This window comes from Leifsonia sp. L25 (assembly GCF_050632895.1).
Genome location: NZ_JBODRZ010000003.1, coordinates 1759373 through 1780874 on the forward strand (window position 1 = coordinate 1759373; position 21502 = coordinate 1780874).

Annotated in this window: 26 protein-coding genes and 1 pseudogene; 22 read left to right on the forward strand and 5 right to left on the reverse strand. The window is 71.3% G+C overall.

What is annotated here, in order from left to right:
* Nucleotides 1-148 precede the first annotated feature (148 nt).
* Nucleotides 149-940 (forward strand): sigma-70 family RNA polymerase sigma factor, encoded by a 792-nt coding sequence (locus tag ACRAWC_RS12690; RefSeq protein WP_431348034.1) that lies wholly within the window; start codon nt 149-151, stop codon nt 938-940.
* Nucleotides 941-946: 6 nt separating this feature from the next.
* Here ACRAWC_RS12690 and ACRAWC_RS12695 read toward each other — a convergent pair whose 3' ends face one another.
* The 5 genes from ACRAWC_RS12695 to flgN form a co-directional block, all read right to left on the reverse strand.
* The gene (locus ACRAWC_RS12695; RefSeq protein ID WP_431348035.1) at nt 947-1378 is read right to left on the reverse strand and encodes a flagellar protein FlgN; all 432 of its coding nucleotides are present in this window, start codon (nt 1376-1378) and stop codon (nt 947-949) included.
* A gap of 131 nt (nt 1379-1509) precedes the next feature.
* Nucleotides 1510-1866 carry a flagellar assembly protein FliW gene (locus ACRAWC_RS12700; RefSeq protein ID WP_431348036.1) on the reverse strand — a complete coding sequence of 119 codons (357 nt, stop codon included), beginning with the start codon at nt 1864-1866 and terminating at the stop codon, nt 1510-1512.
* The gene (gene flgL, locus ACRAWC_RS12705; protein WP_431348037.1) at nt 1863-2747 is read right to left on the reverse strand and encodes a flagellar hook-associated protein FlgL; all 885 of its coding nucleotides are present in this window, start codon (nt 2745-2747) and stop codon (nt 1863-1865) included. The genes ACRAWC_RS12700 and flgL overlap by 4 nt, the downstream gene beginning before the upstream one ends.
* A 7-nt stretch (nt 2748-2754) precedes the next feature.
* On the reverse strand, nt 2755-4185 hold the full coding sequence (flgK, locus tag ACRAWC_RS12710) for a flagellar hook-associated protein FlgK (RefSeq protein ID WP_431348038.1): 1431 nt from the start codon (nt 4183-4185) through the stop codon (nt 2755-2757).
* A 9-nt stretch (nt 4186-4194) separates the two neighbouring features.
* Nucleotides 4195-4680: a flagellar export chaperone FlgN gene (gene flgN, locus ACRAWC_RS12715; protein ID WP_431348039.1), complete on the reverse strand. Its 486-nt coding sequence runs from the start codon at nt 4678-4680 to the stop codon at nt 4195-4197.
* Nucleotides 4681-4898: 218 nt separating this feature from the next.
* Here flgN and ACRAWC_RS12720 point away from each other — a divergent pair, with 218 nt between their 5' ends.
* The 21 genes and pseudogenes from ACRAWC_RS12720 to fliN all read left to right on the forward strand — a co-directional run bounded on the left by ACRAWC_RS12720 (nt 4899) and on the right by fliN (nt 21501).
* Complete coding sequence (locus ACRAWC_RS12720) at nt 4899-5735, forward strand: flagellin (protein ID WP_431348040.1); 837 nt, start codon at nt 4899-4901, stop codon at nt 5733-5735.
* Between the two features lie 81 nt (nt 5736-5816).
* Entirely contained in the window at nt 5817-7259 is a 1443-nt protein-coding gene (fliD, locus tag ACRAWC_RS12725; protein WP_431348041.1) for a flagellar filament capping protein FliD, read from the forward strand.
* 35 nt (nt 7260-7294) lie between these two features.
* The gene (fliS, locus tag ACRAWC_RS12730) at nt 7295-7723 is read left to right on the forward strand and encodes a flagellar export chaperone FliS (RefSeq protein WP_431348042.1); all 429 of its coding nucleotides are present in this window, start codon (nt 7295-7297) and stop codon (nt 7721-7723) included.
* The gene (locus ACRAWC_RS12735) at nt 7716-8018 is read left to right on the forward strand and encodes a hypothetical protein (RefSeq protein WP_431348043.1); all 303 of its coding nucleotides are present in this window, start codon (nt 7716-7718) and stop codon (nt 8016-8018) included. The genes fliS and ACRAWC_RS12735 overlap by 8 nt, the downstream gene beginning before the upstream one ends.
* Before the next feature lie 112 nt (nt 8019-8130).
* The gene (locus ACRAWC_RS12740; protein ID WP_431348044.1) at nt 8131-8481 is read left to right on the forward strand and encodes a flagellar basal body rod protein FlgB; all 351 of its coding nucleotides are present in this window, start codon (nt 8131-8133) and stop codon (nt 8479-8481) included.
* Between the two features lie 2 nt (nt 8482-8483).
* Nucleotides 8484-8876, forward strand: coding sequence for a flagellar basal body rod protein FlgC (locus tag ACRAWC_RS12745; protein WP_431348045.1), 393 nt, complete (start codon nt 8484-8486; stop codon nt 8874-8876).
* On the forward strand, nt 8876-9184 hold the full coding sequence (locus ACRAWC_RS12750) for a flagellar hook-basal body complex protein FliE (RefSeq protein WP_431348046.1): 309 nt from the start codon (nt 8876-8878) through the stop codon (nt 9182-9184). Before ACRAWC_RS12745 ends, ACRAWC_RS12750 begins: the two co-directional genes overlap by 1 nt.
* Nucleotides 9185-10783 carry a flagellar basal-body MS-ring/collar protein FliF gene (gene fliF / locus ACRAWC_RS12755; RefSeq protein ID WP_431348047.1) on the forward strand — a complete coding sequence of 533 codons (1599 nt, stop codon included), beginning with the start codon at nt 9185-9187 and terminating at the stop codon, nt 10781-10783. It begins immediately after the preceding gene.
* A complete protein-coding gene (fliG, locus tag ACRAWC_RS12760) occupies nt 10780-11802 on the forward strand; it encodes a flagellar motor switch protein FliG (protein ID WP_431348048.1) in 1023 nt (340 codons plus the stop codon). Before fliF ends, fliG begins: the two co-directional genes overlap by 4 nt.
* A 246-nt stretch (nt 11803-12048) precedes the next feature.
* Nucleotides 12049-12405 (forward strand): FliH/SctL family protein, encoded by a 357-nt coding sequence (locus ACRAWC_RS12765; RefSeq protein WP_431348049.1) that lies wholly within the window; start codon nt 12049-12051, stop codon nt 12403-12405.
* On the forward strand, nt 12402-13730 hold the full coding sequence (locus tag ACRAWC_RS12770; RefSeq protein WP_431348050.1) for a FliI/YscN family ATPase: 1329 nt from the start codon (nt 12402-12404) through the stop codon (nt 13728-13730). Before ACRAWC_RS12765 ends, ACRAWC_RS12770 begins: the two co-directional genes overlap by 4 nt.
* Nucleotides 13727-14155 (forward strand): flagellar export protein FliJ, encoded by a 429-nt coding sequence (locus ACRAWC_RS12775; protein ID WP_431348051.1) that lies wholly within the window; start codon nt 13727-13729, stop codon nt 14153-14155. Before ACRAWC_RS12770 ends, ACRAWC_RS12775 begins: the two co-directional genes overlap by 4 nt.
* Nucleotides 14152-14994, forward strand: coding sequence for a C40 family peptidase (locus tag ACRAWC_RS12780; protein WP_431348052.1), 843 nt, complete (start codon nt 14152-14154; stop codon nt 14992-14994). Before ACRAWC_RS12775 ends, ACRAWC_RS12780 begins: the two co-directional genes overlap by 4 nt.
* Nucleotides 14995-15400: 406 nt before the next feature.
* The gene (locus ACRAWC_RS12785) at nt 15401-16276 is read left to right on the forward strand and encodes a flagellar hook-length control protein FliK (RefSeq protein ID WP_431348053.1); all 876 of its coding nucleotides are present in this window, start codon (nt 15401-15403) and stop codon (nt 16274-16276) included.
* 16 nt (nt 16277-16292) lie between these two features.
* Nucleotides 16293-16730 (forward strand): flagellar hook assembly protein FlgD, encoded by a 438-nt coding sequence (locus tag ACRAWC_RS12790; RefSeq protein ID WP_431348054.1) that lies wholly within the window; start codon nt 16293-16295, stop codon nt 16728-16730.
* Nucleotides 16731-16756: 26 nt separating this feature from the next.
* Entirely contained in the window at nt 16757-17932 is a 1176-nt protein-coding gene (locus ACRAWC_RS12795; protein ID WP_431348055.1) for a flagellar hook protein FlgE, read from the forward strand.
* 95 nt (nt 17933-18027) lie between these two features.
* A pseudogene (locus ACRAWC_RS12800) lies at nt 18028-18189 on the forward strand (flagellar FlbD family protein); the annotation flags it as partial.
* 67 nt (nt 18190-18256) lie between these two features.
* Nucleotides 18257-19078, forward strand: coding sequence for a motility protein A (locus ACRAWC_RS12805; RefSeq protein ID WP_431348056.1), 822 nt, complete (start codon nt 18257-18259; stop codon nt 19076-19078).
* Entirely contained in the window at nt 19075-19911 is an 837-nt protein-coding gene (locus ACRAWC_RS12810) for an OmpA/MotB family protein (protein WP_431349437.1), read from the forward strand. The genes ACRAWC_RS12805 and ACRAWC_RS12810 overlap by 4 nt, the downstream gene beginning before the upstream one ends.
* Nucleotides 19908-20795, forward strand: coding sequence for a flagellar motor switch protein FliM (locus ACRAWC_RS12815; protein WP_431348057.1), 888 nt, complete (start codon nt 19908-19910; stop codon nt 20793-20795). Before ACRAWC_RS12810 ends, ACRAWC_RS12815 begins: the two co-directional genes overlap by 4 nt.
* Before the next feature lie 13 nt (nt 20796-20808).
* Nucleotides 20809-21501, forward strand: coding sequence for a flagellar motor switch protein FliN (gene fliN / locus ACRAWC_RS12820; RefSeq protein ID WP_431348058.1), 693 nt, complete (start codon nt 20809-20811; stop codon nt 21499-21501).
* Nucleotide 21502 lies beyond the last annotated feature (1 nt).

The window sequence follows — 21502 nt, forward strand, 5'->3', positions numbered from 1 at the left end:
AGAAAGCACGTCAGGCCAGTAATTTCAAGAGTGCCGAAGCGTCTACCCCCCATCGGGCGCTGAGGTGACGTACGCACCCGAGCGTGATTTACACCCACCGAAACCCGCCGTGGTCCATGCCCTAGGACCGCGAACGACAGAGGAACACGTGAACACACACTCGCGCGATCAGCTCGTCATCGAGCACCTGCCGCTCGTCGGCTACATCGTCTCCGACCTGTGCAGCCGCGGCACCCATCTCGACAGGGACGAGCTGGCCTCCGCAGGGCAGTTCGCCCTGTTCCAGGCCTCCCGCTCGTTCGACCCCGACCGCGGCGTCCCCTTCGGCGCCTACGCCCGCGCACGCATCTCCGGAGCGCTGGCGGACGAGCTGCGCTCGCAGGACTGGGTCTCCCGTGGCACACGCAAGAAGATCAAGGAGACGCTGGTGATCCGGGACGGGCTCTACCAGACGCTCGGCCGGACGCCCACCATCGACGAGATGGCCGTCTCCCTCGGCGTGGACCGGGCGACCGTCGTCGCCACCCTTCGCGAGTCCGCGACGGGACCGGTCGCGATCGAGGAGCGCTCGGACGAGCTGGTCTCGGCGATCCTCGGCCCGGAGGACTCGGCCGAGACCTCCGAGCGCGAGACGTTCCTCCGCGCGGCAGTGGAGGCTCTTCCCGAGCGGCTGCAGCTGATCGTCACCCGGCTCTTCTTCGAGGACCGGCAGGTCAAGGACGTGGCCGCTGAGCTCGGCGTCACGCACGCGGCCGTGTCGCTGGCGCGGAACGAGGCGATGAAGCTGCTGCACGAGGGTTGGCTGCTGCACTTCGACCGCGACGCCGGTGTGCTCCCACTGCCCGACCGGAACCCCCGGACGAAGCGGTCGGCCTACCTCGCCAAGCTCGCGGAGTTCACCGCGCACCCCGCCGCGGTCACGGAGCGGGTCACCGCCTGATCCGTCTCAGAGGACGGTGTCGATCAACCGTGCGGTCTGCTCGGTGTGATCGATCTCGCCGTTCGCGCGGTAGGTGGCGTTCGCCTGGGCCCGGACCTCGCGGATCTCGGTGATGACGTCGACCAGGGCGCGCAGGTGGTCGGTGAAGATCTCGGCCCACATCGGGTTCGGCGCCCCCTCGGCGAGGTCGCGCAGGAGCGCGCCGCGAGGCAGGCCCCAGGACTCGCCGAGGCTCGAGATCGCGACGGCGGTCGAGAGGCTGGACTTATTCAGGCGTTCGGTCACCACTTCGATCTCGCGGGCGGCGTGCGCGAGCCACCGGGTCATCCCGGCCGAGCGCAGCAGCCGCTCCTCCTCGTACTTGAACAGCAGCATCTCCAGGAGCTCCCGCTGCCGCCAGAGCTGGGCCGTCAGCTCGTTGGCCTCGTTCGTCGTCATCGGCAGTTCCATTCGTGAGGCGCACGTCGGGTGGTCGGCCCGGGTGGGGCCGCGTTGCATACACAATACGTGCCGTCCCGGCGAGAGCCGAGTGCGGCGTGTGGAAGATTTCCCGCTCCTCCGGGCGGCTCTCAGGCGGTCCGGAGGAGCGGGACCTGCACCCGGTCGATGTCGTCCGCGGCGATGACCTGCTGGCCGGTGCGCGTGACCGGGTCGATGAGGATGGGCGCGAGGAGATTGACGGTCACCCCGTCGGCGTGCGGCGTGACCACGAGGAAGACGCCGGACTCGGGGCCCGCGGGGCGGTCGAGCTCCCCCACGTAGTCCGGCAGGTAGGCGGCCGCGTCGACCAGGAAGAGCCGGATCGCGGGCTGGGCGCTGGCCCGGAGGGTGTAGGTGTCGCGGGCGCCGTCGAGCGGCGCGAAATCGTACTCGGTGAACGACCCGAGGCCGGCGAGCGGTTCCTGGAAGCTGATCTGCACTGTCATCTGAGGTAGTCCATCAAGGTCGGCTGGATGCTTTTGGCGGTGACGGCGAGGGCGGTCTGGTACGCGACCTGCTGCGTCTGCATCTCCAGGATGGCATGCGCGGCGTCCACGTTCTGGATGCCGTTCTGCGTGGTCTGCAGCGTCGTCGCCTGCGTGGTGAGCGCCGAGGTGGCCCCGGTGAGCTGATTCTGCGAGCTGCCGACGGTCGCCTCGGCGCCACGGATGTTCGCGGCCACGGCGTCGATGGCGGTGAGCTGACCGCTCACGTTCCCGCCGCCGCTGACGGTGGTCGCGATCGAGTCGATCAGCGCGAACACCGAGGATGCGCCGGCGCCGAGCACCGACGAGCCGTCGACGTCGACCCGGACCGCGGTGTCGGCGCCGACGCGCCGGTTCACGGACGATCCGGGCGTCCCGTTGAACGAGTAGTCGGCGTTGAACGCGGTGCCGGCGTCGGAGGTGCCGGCGAAGACGCTCCGGCCCTGGTACTGGGTGTTCGCCAGGGTCAGCAGGGACTGCTTCAGCGACTGAAGCTGGGTGGCGATGGCCGTGCGCGAGGCCGGGTTCTGGGTGGCCGTGCTGGCGGCCTGCACCGTCAGGTCGCGGACCTGGTTGAGGGTGTCGTTCATCGACGTGAGGGCCGTGCCGGCCGTTGCGAGCCAGGCCGCCCCGTCGCCGGCGTTGCGCTGGTACTGCGTGTTCTGCGCGAGCTGCCGCTGCAGGTCGAGCAGGGTCGCGGCGCCCGCCGGGTCGTCGGACGGTTTGCTGATGGCGAGCCCGCTGGCGACCTGCTCGTCGAGCTGGTTGAGCCTCTGCGCGCTGAGCTGGAGGTTGCGCTGGGCCGACGCGAGCTGCGTCGACTCGGTGACACGGAATGACATGTGCGGCCTATCCCAATCCGACGAGTCCGGTGTGGTTGATGAGCTGATCGAGGATGGAGTCGAGTGCCGTCATGACGCGGGCCGAGCCCTGGTAGGCGTGCTGGTACGCGATCAGGTTCATGTTCTCCTCATCGAGGCTCACCGACTCCTGCGAGGACTGCGCGCCTGTGGCGGCGGCCTGGGCGCTCTGATCCAGCGCGGACTGCTGCGTCGCGTTGCCGGTCGCGGCGCCGAGGGCGATGACCCCCGTCGACCAGGCGACGTCGGGCGATCCCGCGCCGGTGCCGAGCTGGCTGATGGCGTCGGCGACCGACCCGTCGGCCGCGCCGGCGCCGGGCGCCGCGACGGCGACGCCGGACGGGTCGGTCGCGAGCACGCTCAGGCCGAGCGCCGCCGGGCCGCTCGCCGACATCCCGAAGAACGCGACGTTCGTGGCGCCGGTGGAGGTCGTCCCGGTGACGCTGACGGCGTTCACCTGCTGGGCGAGAGAGGTCGCGAGGGTGTTGAGCTTCGCCGCGGTCTCCGCGATCGCGCCGCCGTTGCCGCTCGCCGTGGCGGGCGCGAGGAGAGACAGGTCCCCCGCGAGCTTCCCGGAGCTGAGCGAGACCGGGCCGGCGCCGTCGGACCACTGCACTCCCGCCGGCGAGGTGACCGCGCCCTCCAGGGTCGTCGATCCGGCGACCGACAGCGATCGGGCGACGGTGCCCTGGACCAGGTCGGCGCCGCCGATGCTCACGGTCACGGTCTGGTCGGCATTGCTCACGACGGACGCGCCGGAGAGCGAGGCGAGCTGGGTCAGGAGGGTGCTGCGCTGCGTGATGAGCGCGTTGACGTCGCCGCCCGACGCGGCCACCGAGCGGATCTGCCCGTTGAGCTGGGCGACCTGGGACGCGTCGGAGTTCACCTGCGCGGCCGTGGTCGCCAGATCCTGCCGGGTCTGCGACCACTGCGACTGCACCGAGCGGTAGGCGGTGGCGATCTGGCCGACCAGGGAGCCGGCCTTGCCGAGCAGGGCGGCGACCGGGGCGGCAGCGCCCGGCTGGTTGGACACGTCCTGCCAGGCGGACCAGAACTTCGACAGCGACCCGGAGATCGCGTCGCCGCTCGGCTCGCCGAGCGTCGACTCGAGCGCGCTCAGGCCCGAGGCCGTGACACCGCTGTATCCTGCGGCGGCGCCGGCGGACCGGGCCTGAGCGTCCAGCAGGGCCGACCCGAGCTGGATGATGCCGGCCACGCGCACGCCCTGGCCGGCGGTGGCCGGCTGCGCGAACGGGCCGACCTGGGCGGGGCCGCCGACGGCCTCCAGATCGACCTGCTGGCGGACGTAGCCGGGGGTGGTCGAGTTGGCGATGTTGTCGCCGGTGACCTCGATGCCCGCCTGGGCGGCGGCGAGGCCGGAGAAGGCGGTGTTGAGGGAGCCGAGAAGGTTGCCGGACACGGTCGTCTCCTACAGGGTCGCGTCGACGAGGCGGGCACGTGCCGACGGCAGGTCGGTCGTCCCGTCGGAGGTGTAGACCGACGCGCTGTCCGAGACGGCGTCGAAGGTGTCCTGGGCGGCGCGGAGCGCGTTGCGCAGCAGGCGGTCGTTGCCGGCGCGAACGGTCCGGATCTCCCGGGTCAGCGTGACGAGGGCCTCCAGATGGGCCGCGAAGATGCCCTGCCAGGCCCCTTCGGGAGCGCCGGCCGCGAGCTCGCGCAGCCGCGTGTCGGCGGGGAGGCTCCACTCGATCGCCAGCGCGGACGCGGCGACGCTCATCGAGAGGGTGGCGGTCCGCAGCCGCTCGATCACGACCTCCGCCTCGCGGGTCGCGTGCGGCACCCAGCGGGCCCTGCCGGAGGCGAGGAGCAACTGCTCGACCTCGAATTTGTAGAGCAGCAGCTCCAGGAGCTCTCTTTGACGCCAGAGCTCGTTCGACAGTTCGTTGGCGCCCACCGCGCTCTCACGCTCCCATCAGCCATCCATAGCAAGGGCACACACGTTGTCTGCCGTACCTTCCGCTATCGGCATGATCGGCCGGCGCGTAAGCATTTCGGGGGACACGGAACGCATTTCGATCGGGTGCTTACATCCACGGCCGAGCTGCCGATAGGACCATTCGTCGGCCCACGGACGGACCGGCTCTGCACACTCTCACGGAGGATTCGAACATCATGGCTATGACCATCAACACCAACCTGAGCGCTCTCTCGGTCACGAACTCGCTCAACTCCAACCAGGCCGCTCTGCAGAGCAGCATGAACAAGCTGTCGTCGGGCTCGCAGCTGAACACCGCTGCCGACAACCCGGCCGGCCTCGCGATCTCGCAGGGCCTCCTGGCTCAGATCGGCGGCCTCAACCAGGCCGCGCAGAACACGGCCAGCGGCATCAACCTGATCCAGACCGCTTCCGGCGCGCTGTCCCAGGTGTCCAACATCCTGCAGACGATCAACAGCCTCGCCGTCCAGGCCGCGAACGACACGAACAGCACCGCGTCGCGCACGGACATCCAGACGCAGGTCACCGCGCTCGCCGCGCAGCTCACCTCGATCGGCTCGTCGACGAACTTCAACGGCGTCAAGCTGCTCGACGGCTCGGCCACCGGCGCCGCCGCGCTGAACTTCCAGACCGGCGCCAACGCCGCGGACAAGGTCACCCTCGACCTCGGCTCCGCGAACGTGACCACGATCGGCACCACCGTCGCCGCCCTGAAGTTCGACAACGCGACCGACGCGCAGGCCTCGATCACCGCGATCCAGGCCCAGATCCAGACCGTGTCGACCGCTCAGGCCACCCTCGGCGCGACGCAGAACGTTCTGACGGCGACCGCGCAGAGCATCGCGGTCAACTCGCAGAACCTGACGGCCGCCAACTCGCAGATCGCAGACACCGACATGGCGTCCGAGATGGCGAAGTACAGCAAGGAGAACGTGCTCATGCAGGCCGGCACCGCGATGCTCTCGCAGGCCAACCAGCAGAGCCAGCTCATCCTCAAGCTGCTCCAGGGCTGAGGCCCTCAGGCGGGCGGCGACGGATTCGGGTTCCGTCGCCGTCCGCCCCCAGCTCCCTGAACGCGGATCGGAGGAATTCGGATGAGCTCTGTCGGAACGATCGCGCTGCCCTCCCTCACCGTGGGCAGCAACGGCCAGGTCACGGTCTCCAACCTGGTCAACAACCTCGACCCCACGGCCATCGTGAACGCCCTGATGACCGCGGAGTCCATCCCGCAGACCCAGCTCCAGGCCAAGGTCAAGACGGAGCAGACCACCCTCTCGGCGTTCCAGAACCTGAACGTGACGCTCCAGGCTCTCCAGACGAGCGCAGCGGGAGCCTCGGCCACGAACGGCCTCAACCTCCTCACCGTCTCCAGCACGGACTCGTCCGTCACGGCCACCGCGACCACCGCGGCGTCGCCGACCTCCTTCTCGCTGCAGGTGAACCAGGTGGCGCAGGCGCAGGTGTCGGTCACCGCGGCCATGACGACCTGGCCGGACAGCGGCGGCGCGATCACGATCGTCGACTCCACCGGTACAGCGCACCAGATCACCGCCGCGTCCTCGAGCATCTCGGACGTGGTCACCGCCATCAACGGCGCCGGTGCCGGCGTCACCGCCGGGCAGGTCGCCTCGGGCACCGACGCCTCGGGCAACCCGCAGTACCGGCTCCAGCTCACCTCGACGCAGACCGGAGCCGCCGCGGCGTTCCAGATCTACGCAGGGACCAGCGCCGCCTACACGGCCGGCACCGCCACGAACCTGCTCACCCAGACCGGCGCCGCCACCGTCACCGCCGCGCAGGACGCGACCGTGACGCTGTGGCCGGGCACCGCCGCGGCGCAGACGGTCTCGTCGGCTACCGACACCTTCGCGAACCTCGTCCAGGGCGTCACCGTCACTGTCGCGAAGCCGACCACCGCGCCGGTGACGCTCAGCTCGACGATGGACAGTGCCAGCATCACCTCGACCGCGTCCTCACTGATCTCCGGCGTGAACACGCTGCTCTCGTACATCTCGCAGCAATCCTCGGTCACGACGACCCAGAACGCGGACGGCTCCAGCACGACGACCGCCGGGACCTTCACGGGCAGCCTCCTCATCCAGGGCGTCTATCGCAGCCTGCAGTCGGCGGTGTCCGACCCGGTCGGGACCGGGGGCACCGTCTCCCCCGCCACCTACGGCATCGCGATCCAGTCCGACGGAACGATCAAGTTCGACAGCGCCGCGTTCCAGGCCGCGCTCGCCAGCGACCCCACAGGGACGATCGCCGCGGTGCAGACGATCGCCTCGCGCGTGCAGGCCGTCAGCGCCACGGCCTCCGACCCGGTGACCGGCACCCTGACCGCCGCCATCTCGTCCCAGCAGACCCAGATCTCCAACGACCAGTCGGGCGTGAGCAACTGGACGACGATGCTCGCGGCCAAGCGCAAGCTGCTCACCGCGCAGTACACGGCCCTCGTGACGACGCTCGGCCAGCTGCAGAACGAGCAGAACTACCTGACCCAGCAGATCGACGCGATGAACCCGTCGTCGCACTGACCCGCGACTCTTCAGAGAAAGCACAAGGGATCGACATGCCTACAGCGGCACAGACCTACCGCGACAACGCCATCCTCTCCGCGTCGCCGTCGCGGCTGCTCACCATGCTGTACGACCGCCTGCTGCTCGACCTGAACACCGCGAAGGACGCGCTGGACGCCGGCGACCTCGCCGTCGCCGACTACCGGCTCACCCACGCGGTCGACATCCTCAGTGCGCTGGCGGGCTCGCTCCGCCTGGACATCTGGAACGCCGCGGAGAGCCTCCTCGGCCTCTACATCTACCTCTCGAACGCGCTCGTCCACTGCCGCGTGACCCGGGATGTCGCCCTGGTCATCGAGGCGATCGCCCTGCTGGAGCCGCTCCGCCAGGCGTGGCACCAGGCGGCGGACTCGCTGTCGTCGGGGACCGCGTGGGAGGTCGACGCCGCAGACGACAACAGCGAGGTCGTGGCGATTGCCTGAACCGGTCGACATCGGCGAAGGCGCCTGGGCCGCGACCCTCGACGAGCTGGAGGCGCGCGCCGCGCAGGCGGCCGGTCCGGTGGGAATCGAGCCGTGGCACGCCGTCGCGCCCCTGCCCGCGCTGCCGGCGGCGCTCGCCGATCGCGCCCGGGCGGTGCAGGCCGCCCAGCAGCGCGCGATCGACGGACTGCGCGAGCAGCAGGCGCGGATCCGCGGCGAGCTGGCGTCGCTGAGCAGCGTGCAGGCGCCGCGCGCTGACGCCGAACCTCCGGTCTACCTCGATCTGATCGGCTGAGACGCTAACGCGGTCGCCCATCCTGCCGATAGGCCACTACGAGCACGGATCGCTCACTGCGGGCCACGGATCGGCCTCCTCCTGGGAACATCCACGATTCATGAGGTGAGCCTTGCTCGATTCCGTGACGATGAACGCGATGCACTCCGCCCTCGACGGCTACGCCGCGGCGCAGACGGCGATCTCGAACAACATCGCGAACATCAACACCCCCGGCTACCACGCCCAGGTCGTCGACTTCGCGTCGGCCCTCGAGAAGTCCGTCGCCGCGCACAGCGGCCTGCTTCCGGCCTCCGCCATCGCGCCGACGACGAGCATGGACCCGACCCGGCTGAACGGCAACAACGTCTCCCTCGAGCAGGAGACGGTCGCCGAGGTCAGCAACGGGCTGAAGTTCCAAGCGGCCTCGCAGGCGATGTCCCAGCAGTTCAGCGAGCTCCGAGCCGCCGCGACGGTGAACTGACCATGAGCTACGACGCCATCGGCATCTCCAGCACGGGCATGACGCTCAACCAGACCTGGCTGGACTCCATCAGCGACAATCTCGCGAACATCAACGACACCACGTCGCCGAACAACCCCGCGTTCCAGGAGCGCTTCGTCCAGGCGCAGGCCAACCCCGGCATGAACGGCGTCTCGATCGGCGGCGTCGTCTTCGGCTCGGCCGCGGGCCAGCTCGTCTACTCCCCCGGCGACCCGAACGCGAATGCGCAGGGCTACGTGAAGACCACCACCATCGACATGGCGAGCCAGATGACCGACCTGATCGAGGCGCAGCGCGCCTACCAGGCGAACTCGAACGCGGTGAACGCCGCGAAGGACATGTACCAGTCGGCACTGCAGATCGGAGCCAAGTGATGAGCATCCCGGCCATCGGAGCACTCTCGCTCGGCTCGGTGCAGCAGCCGACGCCGGCCGTCGCTCCGGCCGCTTCCGGTTCCGGCGCGGGCGGCTTCGGCGCCGCGCTGACGGGCGCGGTGAACAACCTCCAGCAGCTGCAGAGCACCTCCGACGCGGCGAACGTGAAGGCGGTCACCGGCAATTTGAACGACATCCAGGACGCGACCGTCGCCGCGGCCCGCGTGCAGACGACCGTGCAGCTCATGGCGACGCTGCGCAACCAGGCCGTGGACGCGTTCAACACCATCATGCGGATGGGCGGCTAAATGCCGGCCCGGCTCCAGGCGGTCCTCAAGCGCATCGGCGCGACGATCGCCGGCTTCAGCTTCGCGCAGAAGACCGTGTCGGTCCTCGCGCTCCTCGTGCTCGCCCTGGGCGTGACCGGCCTGTCGGTGTGGTTGAGCCAGCCGCAGTACGTGCCGCTGTTCAGCGGGATCTCCGCCTCCGACGCCTCCGCGATCACCACCCAGCTCCACACCGACAACGTGCCGTACCAGCTCACGGACGGCGGCGCCACGATCCTCGTCCCTCAGGCGCAGGTCTACCAGGAGCGCCTGAAGGCGGCCGCGGCCAACCTCCCGTCGAGCAGCAACCAGGGCTACTCCCTGCTCGACAACATGGGCGTCACGACCTCCGAGTTCCAGCAGGACGTCACCTATAAGCGCGCGATGGAGGGCGAGCTCGCCAGCACGATCGACGCGATGCAGGGCGTCAAGACGGCCTCGGTCAAGCTGGCCATCCCGCAGCCGACGGTGTTCACCGACCAGGCGCAGGACCCGACGGCCAGCGTCTTCGTCGACGAGAGCGCCGGCACCACTCTGACGGCGGCGCAGGTGCAGGCGATCGTCCACCTCGTCTCGTCCTCGACCGTGGGGATGAAGCCCACCGATGTCTCCGTCATCGACGCCGCGGGCAACGTGCTCTCGGCCACGGGCGGGGCCACCACGGGCTCGACCGGCGACCAGGCGAAGGCCTACGACAGTGCGGTCCAGGCCAGCGTGCAGTCCATGCTCGACAAGGTGCTCGGCTCGGGCAACTCGACGGTCGTCGTGAGCGCGCTGATGGACAACTCGACATCCACGAAGACGACCGACAGCTACAGCATCCCGACCGGAGCCCCGCAGACCAGCTCGTCGTCGCAGAAGGAGACCTACACGGGCACGGGCGCGGCGGCGCAGTCCGGCGTGCTCGGCACCAGCTCCACGACGAACGGCGTCGCCAACACCGCTGCGAACAGCGGGGGCAACGGCAGCTACAGCTCCGACAACACCACGAGCGACAACGCGCTGAACAAGACCAGCGTCACCCAGCAGATCCCCGCCGGCGGCGTCCAGCGGCAGACCGTCTCCGTCGCGGTCGACAGCGCGGCGGCGAGCAAGGCCGGGGTGAGCACGGGCCAGCTCCAGCAACTGGTGTCCAACGCCTCCGGCATCGACACCTCGCGCGGCGACGCGGTGGGCGTGCAGCTGGTCAACTTCTCGCAGGCGAACGCGCAGGCCGCCAAGCAGGCGCTCGCCCAGGCCGACGCGCAGGCCCGGCAGGCGCAGCTCGACTCCTGGATCCGCACCGGCCTGATCGCCGCGGGCATCGTGGTCGCGATGATCGTCGCGCTCCTCGTCTTCCGTCGTCGCCGCAGGAACACGGAGCTCGACGACGGCGACCGGTACGAGGAGCTGGCCGCCCCGACCCTCGCCTTCACCCAGGTCACCGCGCCCACCGCGCCGCTGACCACTCCCCCGCCGCCCCCGGTCTCGATCGAGTCGGAGCAGCGCAGGGCCGAGATCGAGCAGCTCGCCGTGGACGACCCGCGCCGTGCGGCGGACTTCCTGCTGACCCTCATGGGTGAGAAGGAGCCGACGCCGTGACCGAGGCCAAGGTCGCCACGCTGACCGGCGCGCAGAAGGCCGCCCTGATCCTGATGAACCTGGATCAGGCGGCTGCGGCGCGCGTGATGCAGCAGTTCAGCGAGGCGGAGTCGGAGGAGATCGCGGCCGAGATCGTCGCGCTCAAGCGTGTCGACCGTCAGCAGGCCGAGGCGGCGCTCGTGGAGTTCCACGAGCTCGCCGTGCGTCCGCAGGCGCGGGTCAGCGGCGGCCGCAGCGCGGCCATCGGGCTGCTGGAGGCGTCGTTCGGCACCGAGCGCGCCGCCGGGGTGATGTCCCGTGTGGCGTCGTCGCTCGCCGGGCGCGCCTTCGACTTCCTGGACACCGCCGACCCCGCGCAGGTCGCCCTCCTGCTCGACGGCGAGCTCTCGCAGACCATCGCCACCGTGCTCGCCCACCTGCGCGCGGAGCAGGCGTCGCGCGTGCTCGCGGCGCTCAAACCCGAGATCCGCACCGACGTGGCGCACTGCATCGCGACGATGGGCAGCGTCGGCCCCCAGGTGGCCCGCGCCGTCGCGGACACCCTGCGCAGCCGCGCCGGCTCCGTCGTGAAGACCGCGGGCCAGCAGGACGCCATCGGCGGAGTGCAGCCCCTGGTCGACATCATCAACCGATCCAGCGTCGCCAACGAGCGCGCGCTGCTCGACGAGCTGGACCAGCGCGACCCGGAGCTCGCCGCCGAGGTGCGCTCCCGGATGCTGACCTTCGCCGACATCGTGAAGCTGGAGCCGCGCGACGTCCAGCAGGTGCTGCGCGGGATCGACGTCTCCATGCTCGCCATCGCCATGAAGGGCTCCCCGGAGGCGACGAGGGACGTCATCCGCGCCAATCTCTCGGAGCGCAACCTGGAGGTGCTGGACGAGGAGTCGTCGGTGCTCGGCTCGATCCGGCTCTCGCGTGTCGAGGAGGCCAGGGCCGAGATCGTCCGCGCGATCCGCGACCTCGAGGCCGAGGGCCAGATCACGGTGCACCGTTCGGACGAGGACGAGTATGTCGAATAGTGCGTTCGCCCCCGTGCGGTACCCCGAGGTCGGAACGGCCGGCGCCCCCGCCGCGGCCGGCGCCGAGGGGGCCGCCAGTGCGCGCGCCCGCGGGTTCGCCGCCGGCTACAGCGAGGGTCTGCGTCGTGCGGAGGCCGAGTTCGCCGAGGCCGAGCGCGCCCGCCTCCAGCACTGGCAGGCGGCGGAGACCGAGTCCGCAGCGGCGACCCGGCGTGCCCTGGCGGCGCTGGCCGCCGCCGCGGAGGAGTGCGCGCGCTCGCCGTCCCGGTCGTCGCGACCGCCGACGACGCCCTGGTGGAAGCGGCCCTCGCGCTCGCCGAGGCCGTCCTCCAGCGCGAGGTGGCCGAGGGGCACGTCGACGCGGCCGACACGCTGCGCCGTGTCATCGCGGCCACCCCCGCCGGAGAGCTGGTCTCGGTGCGGATGCACCCGGACGACGCGCGGGCGGTCGCGCAGGAGACCGGCGCGCTGCCGGAGGTCGTGCCCGACCCGTTCATCGCACCGGGCGACGCTGTCGCGGTGCTGCTCGACGGCTGGCTGGACGCCCGGATCGACGCCGGGCTCGCCCGGGCACGCACCGTCCTGACCGGAGGAGACGCATGATCGGGTACGCGCCGGGAGGCGACCGGCTGGCGATGGCCGTCCGTGCCGCCGCGCCGGAGCGGATCGGCCGCGTCGCCTCCGTCGTCGGCCTCGGCATCGAGGTGTCCGGACTGGAGGGCGCCGTCGGCGACCTCGTCGCGATCGGCGAGCCCGGAGCGGACACCGCGGCCCAGGTCGTCGCCGTGCGCCCCGGCCTGCTCACCTGCATGGTGCTGTCCGGTTCGGCGGCGCACCCCATCGGCACACCCGTGCGCTCCGCGCCGTCGGCTCCCGCCGTCCCGGTGGGCGACGCGCTGCTCGGCCGGGTCATCGACGGGCTCGGCCGTCCCATCGACGGCAAGGGGCCGCTGCCGCCGACCCACCACGTCGCCCTGGCGAATGCCGCGCCAGGGCCGCTGGAGCGCGCCAGGATCACATCGCCCCTCCAGCTCGGCGTTCGGGCCCTCGACACCCTGGTGTCCACCGGCCGCGGGCAGCGCCTGGGCCTCTTCGCCGGCTCCGGCGTTGGCAAGTCGTCGCTGCTCTCGATGATCGCGCGGGGGACGGATGCCGAGGTTTCCGTGATCGCGCTCATCGGCGAGCGCGGCCGTGAGGTGCGCGAGTTCATCGAGGACGACCTCGGCGTCGAGGGGCTCGCCCGCTCGATCGTCGTCGTCTCCACCTCCGACGAGCCCGCGCTGATGCGGTTGCGGGCCTCGCTCGTCGCGACCCGGATCGCGGAATGGCACCGCGACCGCGGCCGGCACGTCGTCCTGATGATGGACTCCCTGACCCGCGTGGCGATGGCGCAGCGCGAGATCGGGCTGTCTGCCGGTGAGCCGCCGGCGACCCGCGGGTATCCGCCGTCGACCTTCTCCACGCTGGCATCCCTCCTGGAGCGAGCGGGCGCGGCGGCCACCGGGTCGATCACCGGCCTCTACACCGTCCTGGTCGACGGCGACGACCACAACGAGCCCATCGCGGATGCGGCGCGGTCGATCCTCGACGGGCACGTCGTCCTCGACCGTGCGCTCGCGATCACGGGCCACTTCCCCTCGATCGACGTGCTGGGGTCCATCTCCCGGCTCGCGTCCAAGATCACCCCGCCGGACCGGCTGGCCGATGCGACGGCGCTGCGTGCGGTGCTCTCCGCCCGCCGCAGCGCACAGGACCTGCTCGACGTCGGCGCGTACAAGCCGGGCGCGAACGCACGGGTGGACGCGGCCGTGCGGTTCGAGGAGGCCATCGACGGCTTCCTCCGTCAAGGCATGGATCAGCGGTCCACCGCGGACGGGGCGTGGGATTCGCTCCGCGAGCTGACCCGAGCGTTCGGAGCGGCCGCATGAAGCGCTTCGGATTGGCCGGCCTCCTGCGCGTGCGCGACCTGGAGGAGCAGCGTGCGGCGGCCGAGCTCGCCGACGCGAACCGGGCCGTGGACGCCGTGCGCGCCCGCGGCGCCCGGACGCGTGCGTCGCTGGCCGGGGTCCGCTCGGACGCCGTCGACGCCGCGACGCTCTCGGCCGCCGTCGCCGCACGCGCGAGTGCGCAGGTGCTGCTCAGCGAGTTGACCGCGCTGCACGAGCTCGCCTCCCGCGAGGCCGGCGAGGCCCGGTCGGCGCACGGCGCCGCCCGTACGTCCGCAGTCTCGCTCGACAAGCTCCGCCGCCGGCACGTCGAGTCCGAGACCGCCCGCGAGCTGCGCGAGGAGCAGTCCGCGCTCGACGAGGTCGCCATCCAGGGCTGGCGCGAGAGCAGGAGGGACGCCGTATGAGCATCACGGAGGCCGTTGGCCGCATCCAGCAGATCGAGTCCCAGATGGTCCAGCTGGCCGGGGGGCAGCCGGCGCAGGCGGCGCAGACGGCGCAGACCGGGCAGGCGACCAGCGCGTCCGCGTTCGCGAGCTCGCTGGCCGCAGCGACCGGCGCGACCGGCGCCAAGGTCACCCCGGCGGCGGGACAGCAGGCGTCCAACGGGACCACCGGCGCAGACATCGTGGCGGACGCCCGCAAGTACCTCGGCGTGCCCTACGTCTTCGGAGGCACCACCAGCGCAGGCCTGGACTGCTCGGGGCTCGTGCAGCGTGTCTACGGCGACCTGGGCATCTCCTTGCCGCGGCTCGTCTCGGGTCAGTCGACGATCGGCCAGAGCGTGCCGTCGCTCGCCGACGCGCAGCCGGGCGACCTCATCGTCTGCAACGGCGGCGAGCACATCGCCATCTACGCCGGCAACGGAAAGATCATCCAGGCGCCCAAGCCGGGCGGCTCGGTCGAAGAGATGGACAACTGGATCTCCCCGTCGAACGTGGTGACCATCCGCCGGATCGTGCCGACCGCGACGTCGTCCGCGACGGCGTCGGCGCCGTCCTCAGCCGCAGCCCTGGCGGCGCTGCTCGGGCCGAGTGGCGGGTCGTCGGTGGCCGGACTGCTGGGCTCGGGAGGCCTGTCGTCGTCCTCGTCCGCCCTGGCGGCGCTGCTCGGGTCGAGTGGCGGGTCGTCGGTGCTCGGGCTGCTCAGGTCGAGCGGTGGGTCGTCGGTCTCGGGCCTCCTGGGCTCCGGAGGCGGCAGCGCACTGGCGGCTCTGCTCGGTCAGAGCTCGGGGGTGAACTCGTGAGCGCGCCCGTCTCAGGATTCGGCGCCGCCGCCGCCGCCCTGCTCGCGCCCGCCTCGTCCGATCCCGCGTCGCCCACCGGCGGGGGAACGGCCTTCGGCACCCTCCTGTCCGCACTGGCCGGCGACGCCGAAGCGACGGCGCCGCCCGCGGCTCCGGCCGACCCGGCCCCGTCCGCCGACGCCGGCAGCAGCGCGACGGGCACGCCGCCGACGCCGCAGACGGCTCCGCCCGCGCCGGCTCCTGCCGTGTTCCTCGGTCCGGCGACTCCGGCCGCGACGCCGCTCGCGGACGCCGCGACCGCTGCCGACCGCACCGCTCCGGACCAGGGGCCCCACGGCAAGAGCGGGAGCACGCGGACGACCGACGCGGATCAGCATCATGACGCCGCCTCCCTGCGGTCGCCGACGTGCTCGCCGCCGGTCAGCTCGCGGTGCAGCAGGCGCTCGCCGCGGCGCCGGTCCCTCCCGCGCCCCCGACGCCCGCGCCCCCGACGCAGACGTCGGCGTCGTCCGCTCCCGCCCCTGCGCTGACGACTCCGGCCGGAGCCGCTCCGGTCACGGCACCCGACTCCGCCCGGGCCCCGGAGGCGACCGCCCAGCCGATCGTGACGGCCGACCCTGGCACCGGTGCGCACCTTTCAGCGTCTGCTCCGGTCGCCGTGCCTGCTCCGGTCGCCGTGCCTGGTCGGCCGGTCGCCAAGACGCCGTCTGCGCCTGCGACGCCGAGCGCGGACACCGCGCAGTCGACGATCCCCGCTGCGACGCCCGTACCGGCCCAGGCTCCGGCCGCGCCGACCTTCGCGACCGCGCTCGCAGCGGCCGCGCCCACCGCCTCCGCCGCCCCGACCCCGCCGCTCCAGCAGCAGCTCGCGCAGCCGGTGATGACCCTCGCGCGCCAACCGGACGGCGACCACGTCGTGGTCGTGCGGGTCGCCCCCGACGACCTCGGTCCCGTCACGGTCCGCGCCCGGGTCAGCGACACCAGCGTCCACATCGAGCTGTTCGCGCCCAGCGACGCCGGACGGGACGCCATCCGTCAGATCCTCACCGATCTGCGGCGCGACCTCAACGCGGCCACGGCGAACGGGTCGGTCTCCGTGTCCGAGCAGAACGCGCCCGGCGCGGAGGGCGGCAGCGGAGGCCGGTCGCCGTGGGCGTCCGCGGGAGACCGCCGAGCAGCAGCACCGGCGGACCAGCAGGAAGAGCCGCCTCCCGCCCGAAACGTCATCCCGCCCCAGGCCGTCGCCCTCCCCGGCGCCCGGACCCTCGACATCGTCGTCTGACCACGAAGGAGAAGACATGGTCACCCCCATCTCGACCGATCCCACCGCGAACGCCTCGACGACCTCGCTCTGGTCCACGCAGCCCACCCGTACGCCGCACCAGTCGCTGACCGCCGACGACTTCATGCAGCTCCTCGTGACGCAGCTCAAGAACCAGGACCCCAGCTCGCCGATGGACTCGGCGGCGATGGTCCAGCAGACGACGCAGCTCGGGATGATGCAGCAGATGACGGCGCTCGGCTCCAGCAGCAACACCGCCCTCAACCTGCAGATGCAGACCGCGGCGGCCGACCTCATCGGAAAGACCGTCAGGTACAACGACCTCGCCGGGGCGCCCCAGACGGGCGTCGTGACGGGCGTCTCGTTCTCAGGGGCGACCCCGACTGTGTCCGTCAACGGCGGCACCTTCCCGCTCTCCGGAATCCTCGGCGTCCAGCAGACTCCGGCCTCCTAGTCCCCACCACCGAAAGGCACACTCCCATGCTCCGTTCTCTCGACTCCGGCGTCTCGGGCCTCCAGGCGCAGCAGACCATGCTCGACGTGGTCGGCAACAACATCGCCAACGTCAACACCACCGGCTACAAGTCCTCCTCCGTGGAGTTCGAGGACACCCTCTCCCAGATGATCGGGACGGCCTCGGCGCCGCAGGGCAACCAGGGCGGCACGTCGCCCGCCCAGGTCGGCCTCGGTGTGCGCGTCGCCGCGACCGCCACGAACTTCACCGAGGGGGCGGCGCAGACCACCGGCGTCGGCACCAACCTGATGATCAACGGCGACGGCTTCTTCATCGTCAACAACGGCGGCCAGACCCAGTACACGCGGTCCGGCGCCTTCACCACGGACGCCTCCGGCAACCTCGTCAGCCCGGACGGTGCGATCGTGCAGGGCTGGCCGGCCGCCAACGGCGTGGTCAACTCATCCGCGCCGGTCTCCAACCTCACCCTGTCGACGAGCGGCCTGTCCGCGGCGCGTGCGACCTCCAGCGCCACGATGTCCGGCAACCTGGCCGACGACGCGGCCGCCGGCTCCACGCTCAACAGCCAGGTGACCGTCTACGACGCGACCGGCGCGCAGCGCAACCTGACCACGACCTTCACCCGCACCGCCGCCGGCTGGGACGTCACCGCGACCGACGCCGCGGGCAACACGGCCACCGGCTCGATCACCTTCGCCAACGGCGCGATGACCAGCGGGCAGACCCTCACGGTCGGCGGTGTCACCATCGACATGTCGAAGATCACCGGCTTCGCGGGGTCGGGCGGCGTCAACTTCGCATCGCAGAACGGCACCGCCGCTGGGTCGCTGCAGTCGTTCTCGCTCGAGGGCGACGGCACGATCATGGGATCGTTCTCCAACGGCGAGAAGCAGGCCATCGGCCGCGTCGCGCTGGCCAACTTCACCAACCCGGGCGGCCTCCAGAAGGCCGGCAACTCCAACTTCATCGCCACCCCGAACTCCGGGCTCCCCCAGGTCGGCGTGGCGGGAAGCGGCAGCCTCGGCACCCTGACCAGCGGCGCGATCGAAGGCTCCAACGTCGACCTGGCCCGGGAGTTCACCAACCTGATCGTGGCGCAGCGCGCGTTCCAGGCCTCCGCCCGGGTGATCACGACCTCCGACGACGTGCTGCAGGAGCTCCTGCAGCTCAAGACGCAGTGATCCTGAGCTAACGGAACCGTCCGACCTGCCGATAGGGAAGGCGAGCACCCCCGTCACGGAGGCGTTCGATCCCTTCCCCTCTCTGCGGAGTCCTCATGATCACGGTGACCAGGCTGAACCACGTGCCGTTCGCCGTGAACCCGGACCTCATCGAACGCATCAACGCCGACCCCGACACCACCCTGACGATGGTCGACGGCGTGCGGTACGTGGTGACCGAGACGATGGCGGAGGTCATCGACCGCATCGCCGGCTACCGCGCGGAAGTGCTCGAACGCGCATACCGGCTGGGATGGCCGGCCGACTCGGGCGAAGGAGCTGAGCATGGATCTGGCAATGATCATCGGGATCGTCGCGGCCTTCGGCTCACTGTTGACGATGGTGCTGATCGAGGGCGAGAGCCCCACCGCGCTCCTCCTCATCGGGCCGGTCGTCTTCGTCCTCGGCGCCACCGTCTCCGTCGGGGTGGCAGGCGCGACGCTGAAGGATGCGCTCGACTCCTTCAAGGCGATCCCCGGGGCGATCAAGGGCACGAAGCCGGACTTCGCCGGCACGGTCGCCATCCTGCTCGACCTCGCCGACGTCGCCCGCCAGCGCGGGCTGCTCTCACTGGAGTCGTCGGCGGAGGAGGTCAAGGACCCGTTCCTGGCCAGCGCCCTCCAGGGCGTGGCCGACGGCGCCGACTCCGAGGACCTGCGCATCCTGCTCGAGGACCAGATCGCGACGTGGTCGAAGGCCACCCGCATCTCCTCCTCGTTCTTCGCGGCGCTCGGCGGCTACGCGCCGACGATCGGCATCGTCGGAACGGTCGTCTCGCTCACCCACGTGCTCGGCAACCTCTCGACGCCGGACAAGCTCGGCCCGATGATCGCCAGCGCGTTCGTCGCGACACTCTGGGGTCTGCTCTCCGCCAACTTCATCTGGCTTCCGCTCGGCACGCGCATGCGCCGGCTCGCGGAGCTCGAGGCCGAGCGCCGGCAGATCGTGGTGGAGGGCGTGCTCGCCATCCAGTCCGGCACCTCCTCGCGCGCGCTCTCCGAGCGCCTGACCGCGATGGTCCCGTACAGCCCCAAGCCGAAGCGCAGCACGGGCAAGAACGACGCGTCCGCCCCGGTATCCGAGGCAGCGCCCGTGGTCGGACCGTGAGCCGGAGCCGACGCAGGCCGGCCGCGGACGGCCACGGCGAGGGGCACGCCAATGACGAGCGCTGGATGGCCTCCTACATGGACATGGTCACTGTGTTGATGTGCACGTTCATCGTCCTCTTCTCGATGTCCTCGATCGACGCCCACAAGTTCAACGAGCTGAAGAACTCGCTCCAGACCGGTTTCGGTGAGGTGGTGAGCCAGAAGGTCGACACGGCCAAGGGCGTGATCGTCGCGGCGAAGGACGCCGCGCCGACTCCCGTGCCCTCGTCGGCGTCGACCACTCCCCCGATGTCGCCGCTCGAGGCGGCCAAGCTGGAGGTCGCCGACCTCCGCGCGATCGAGGCGGCGATCAACGCCCGGCTGACGGCCCAGGGGCTGCAGGGGTCGGTCTCGTACACGATCGACGCCCGCGGGCTGACCATCGGGCTGATCGGCGGTAACGCGTTCTTCGACTCCAACCTCGCGACGCTCACCCCGCTGGCGGTGCAGATCATCGACAACGTCGGACCGGTCCTCTATCCGACGTCGTACGCGATCTCGGTCGAAGGGCACGCCGACACCCGGCCGGCCGGACCGCCCTACGCCACCAACTGGGACCTCGCCGCCGCCCGGGCCATCTCGGTGCTCCGCCGGCTCACAGACGTCTCCGGCATCCAGGAGACCCGGATCTACGCGGTCAGCGACGGCTCGGCGACGGCGACAGCCACCGGGTCCGACGCCGCGCAGCTCGCCCAGGACCGCCGCGTCGACATCGTCGTGCGGTCGTCGCAACCGCAGGAGGTGCGCGACCTCATCCCGGGGATCGTCGCGACGAAGGGAGCAGGCGGATGAGCCAGACGATGACGCGGCCGGCCGAGCGCGAGGTGCGGCCCTACGACTTCCGCCGCCCGACCACCCTGGCCCGGGAGCACTCCCGCGTGCTGGAGCTGGCCTTCGCGACGTTCGCGCGGCAGTGGGGGACGCAGCTCACCGCGAAGGTTCGCGTCCTGTCGCAGGTGACCTGCGAGCAGGTCACCATGCACACGTACGACGAGTACGCGGCGGCCCTCCCGTCCAGCACGGCGATGGTGCTGTGCTCGATCAGCGACGTGGACCCCCGCGGCGTCATCCAGTTCCCCACCGGGGCGGCGCTGCGCTGGGTGAACGCGATGCTCGGCGGAAACCGCCCGCTCCCCCTGCTCGACCGCACGTTCACCCCGATCGAGCACGCCCTGGTCGTCGGCCTGATGAACGACGCGCTCGAGGACCTGCAGTACTCGCTCGGCCCGCTGTTCACCAACTCGGTGCGGATCGACGCCATCCAGTACAACTCGCAGTTCGCCCAGGCCGCCCCCACCACCGAGCTGATGATCGTGGCGCGGTTCGCTGCGCGTGTCGGCGACGACGTCGCGGAGGCGACCATCGCTCTGCCCGCCCGGGTCCTGCTGGAGCGCCTCGGCGAGACCAACCCGACCGTTCAGGTCGACAACGCCAAAGCCCTCCTGCACGCGCAGCTCGCGCAGGTGCCTGTGGAAGTGAGCGCCCGGCTCGCCTCGGCGAACGTCACCCCTGCCTCCGTGCTCGGGCTGGCGGTGGGCGACGTCATCCGCCTGCCGCACCCGGTCAGCCGCCCGATCCAGGTCGCCGCCGGCGGCGAGCCGGTGGGAACCGCCGCCATCGGCGCCGCCGGGTCGCGCCTCGCCGTCGTCGTCACCACCGCTGAGGACTACCACTGATGGAGAACCACTGATGCCCCAGAACGCATATGCCGCCGCCGCGCAGACGCTGACGCATGCCCCGTTGGGCATAGGCGAGCTGACCGTGTCGGCCCGCCCGGAGTCGGCCGAGGTGCCGGCGACCGCCGCGAACGCGGTCGTCGCGACCTTCATCGGCTCGCCGTCCGCTGAGCTCGCCATCGCGGTCCGCGACCCGGAGGTGGTGCTCGCGGAGACCGGCGGCCAGCTCGGAGTCGGCCTCGCGGACGTCCTGCAGCCGACGCTGGCGACCGTGGCTGAGCACCTCGGATCGGGCGTTCTCGGCGATGCCCGCGTCGAGGACGCAGCGCACCTCTTCGCCGACACCGCCTCGCACCGCTTCACCGTCACCGACCCGTCCGGGCAGGAGGTCGCCTGGTTCGCCATCCGCGGAGACACCGTGACCACCGCGCCCTCCGGGGCCCCGGCGGACGTCGCAGGACGGCTCGGCCGCATCTCGAACGTCGAGATGGCGCTCACGGTCGAGATCGGACGCACCCGGATGTCGGTGCGCGACGTGCTCGCCGTCGAGCCCGGCACCGTGATCGAGCTCGACCGGTCCGCCGGGTCGCCCGCGGACATCCTGCTCAACGGCCGCCTCATCGCCCACGGCGAGATCGTCGTGGTCGACCAGGACTACGCCGTGCGCGTCACCCAGATCCTCGACACCGCCGACGCCCTGGTCTGAC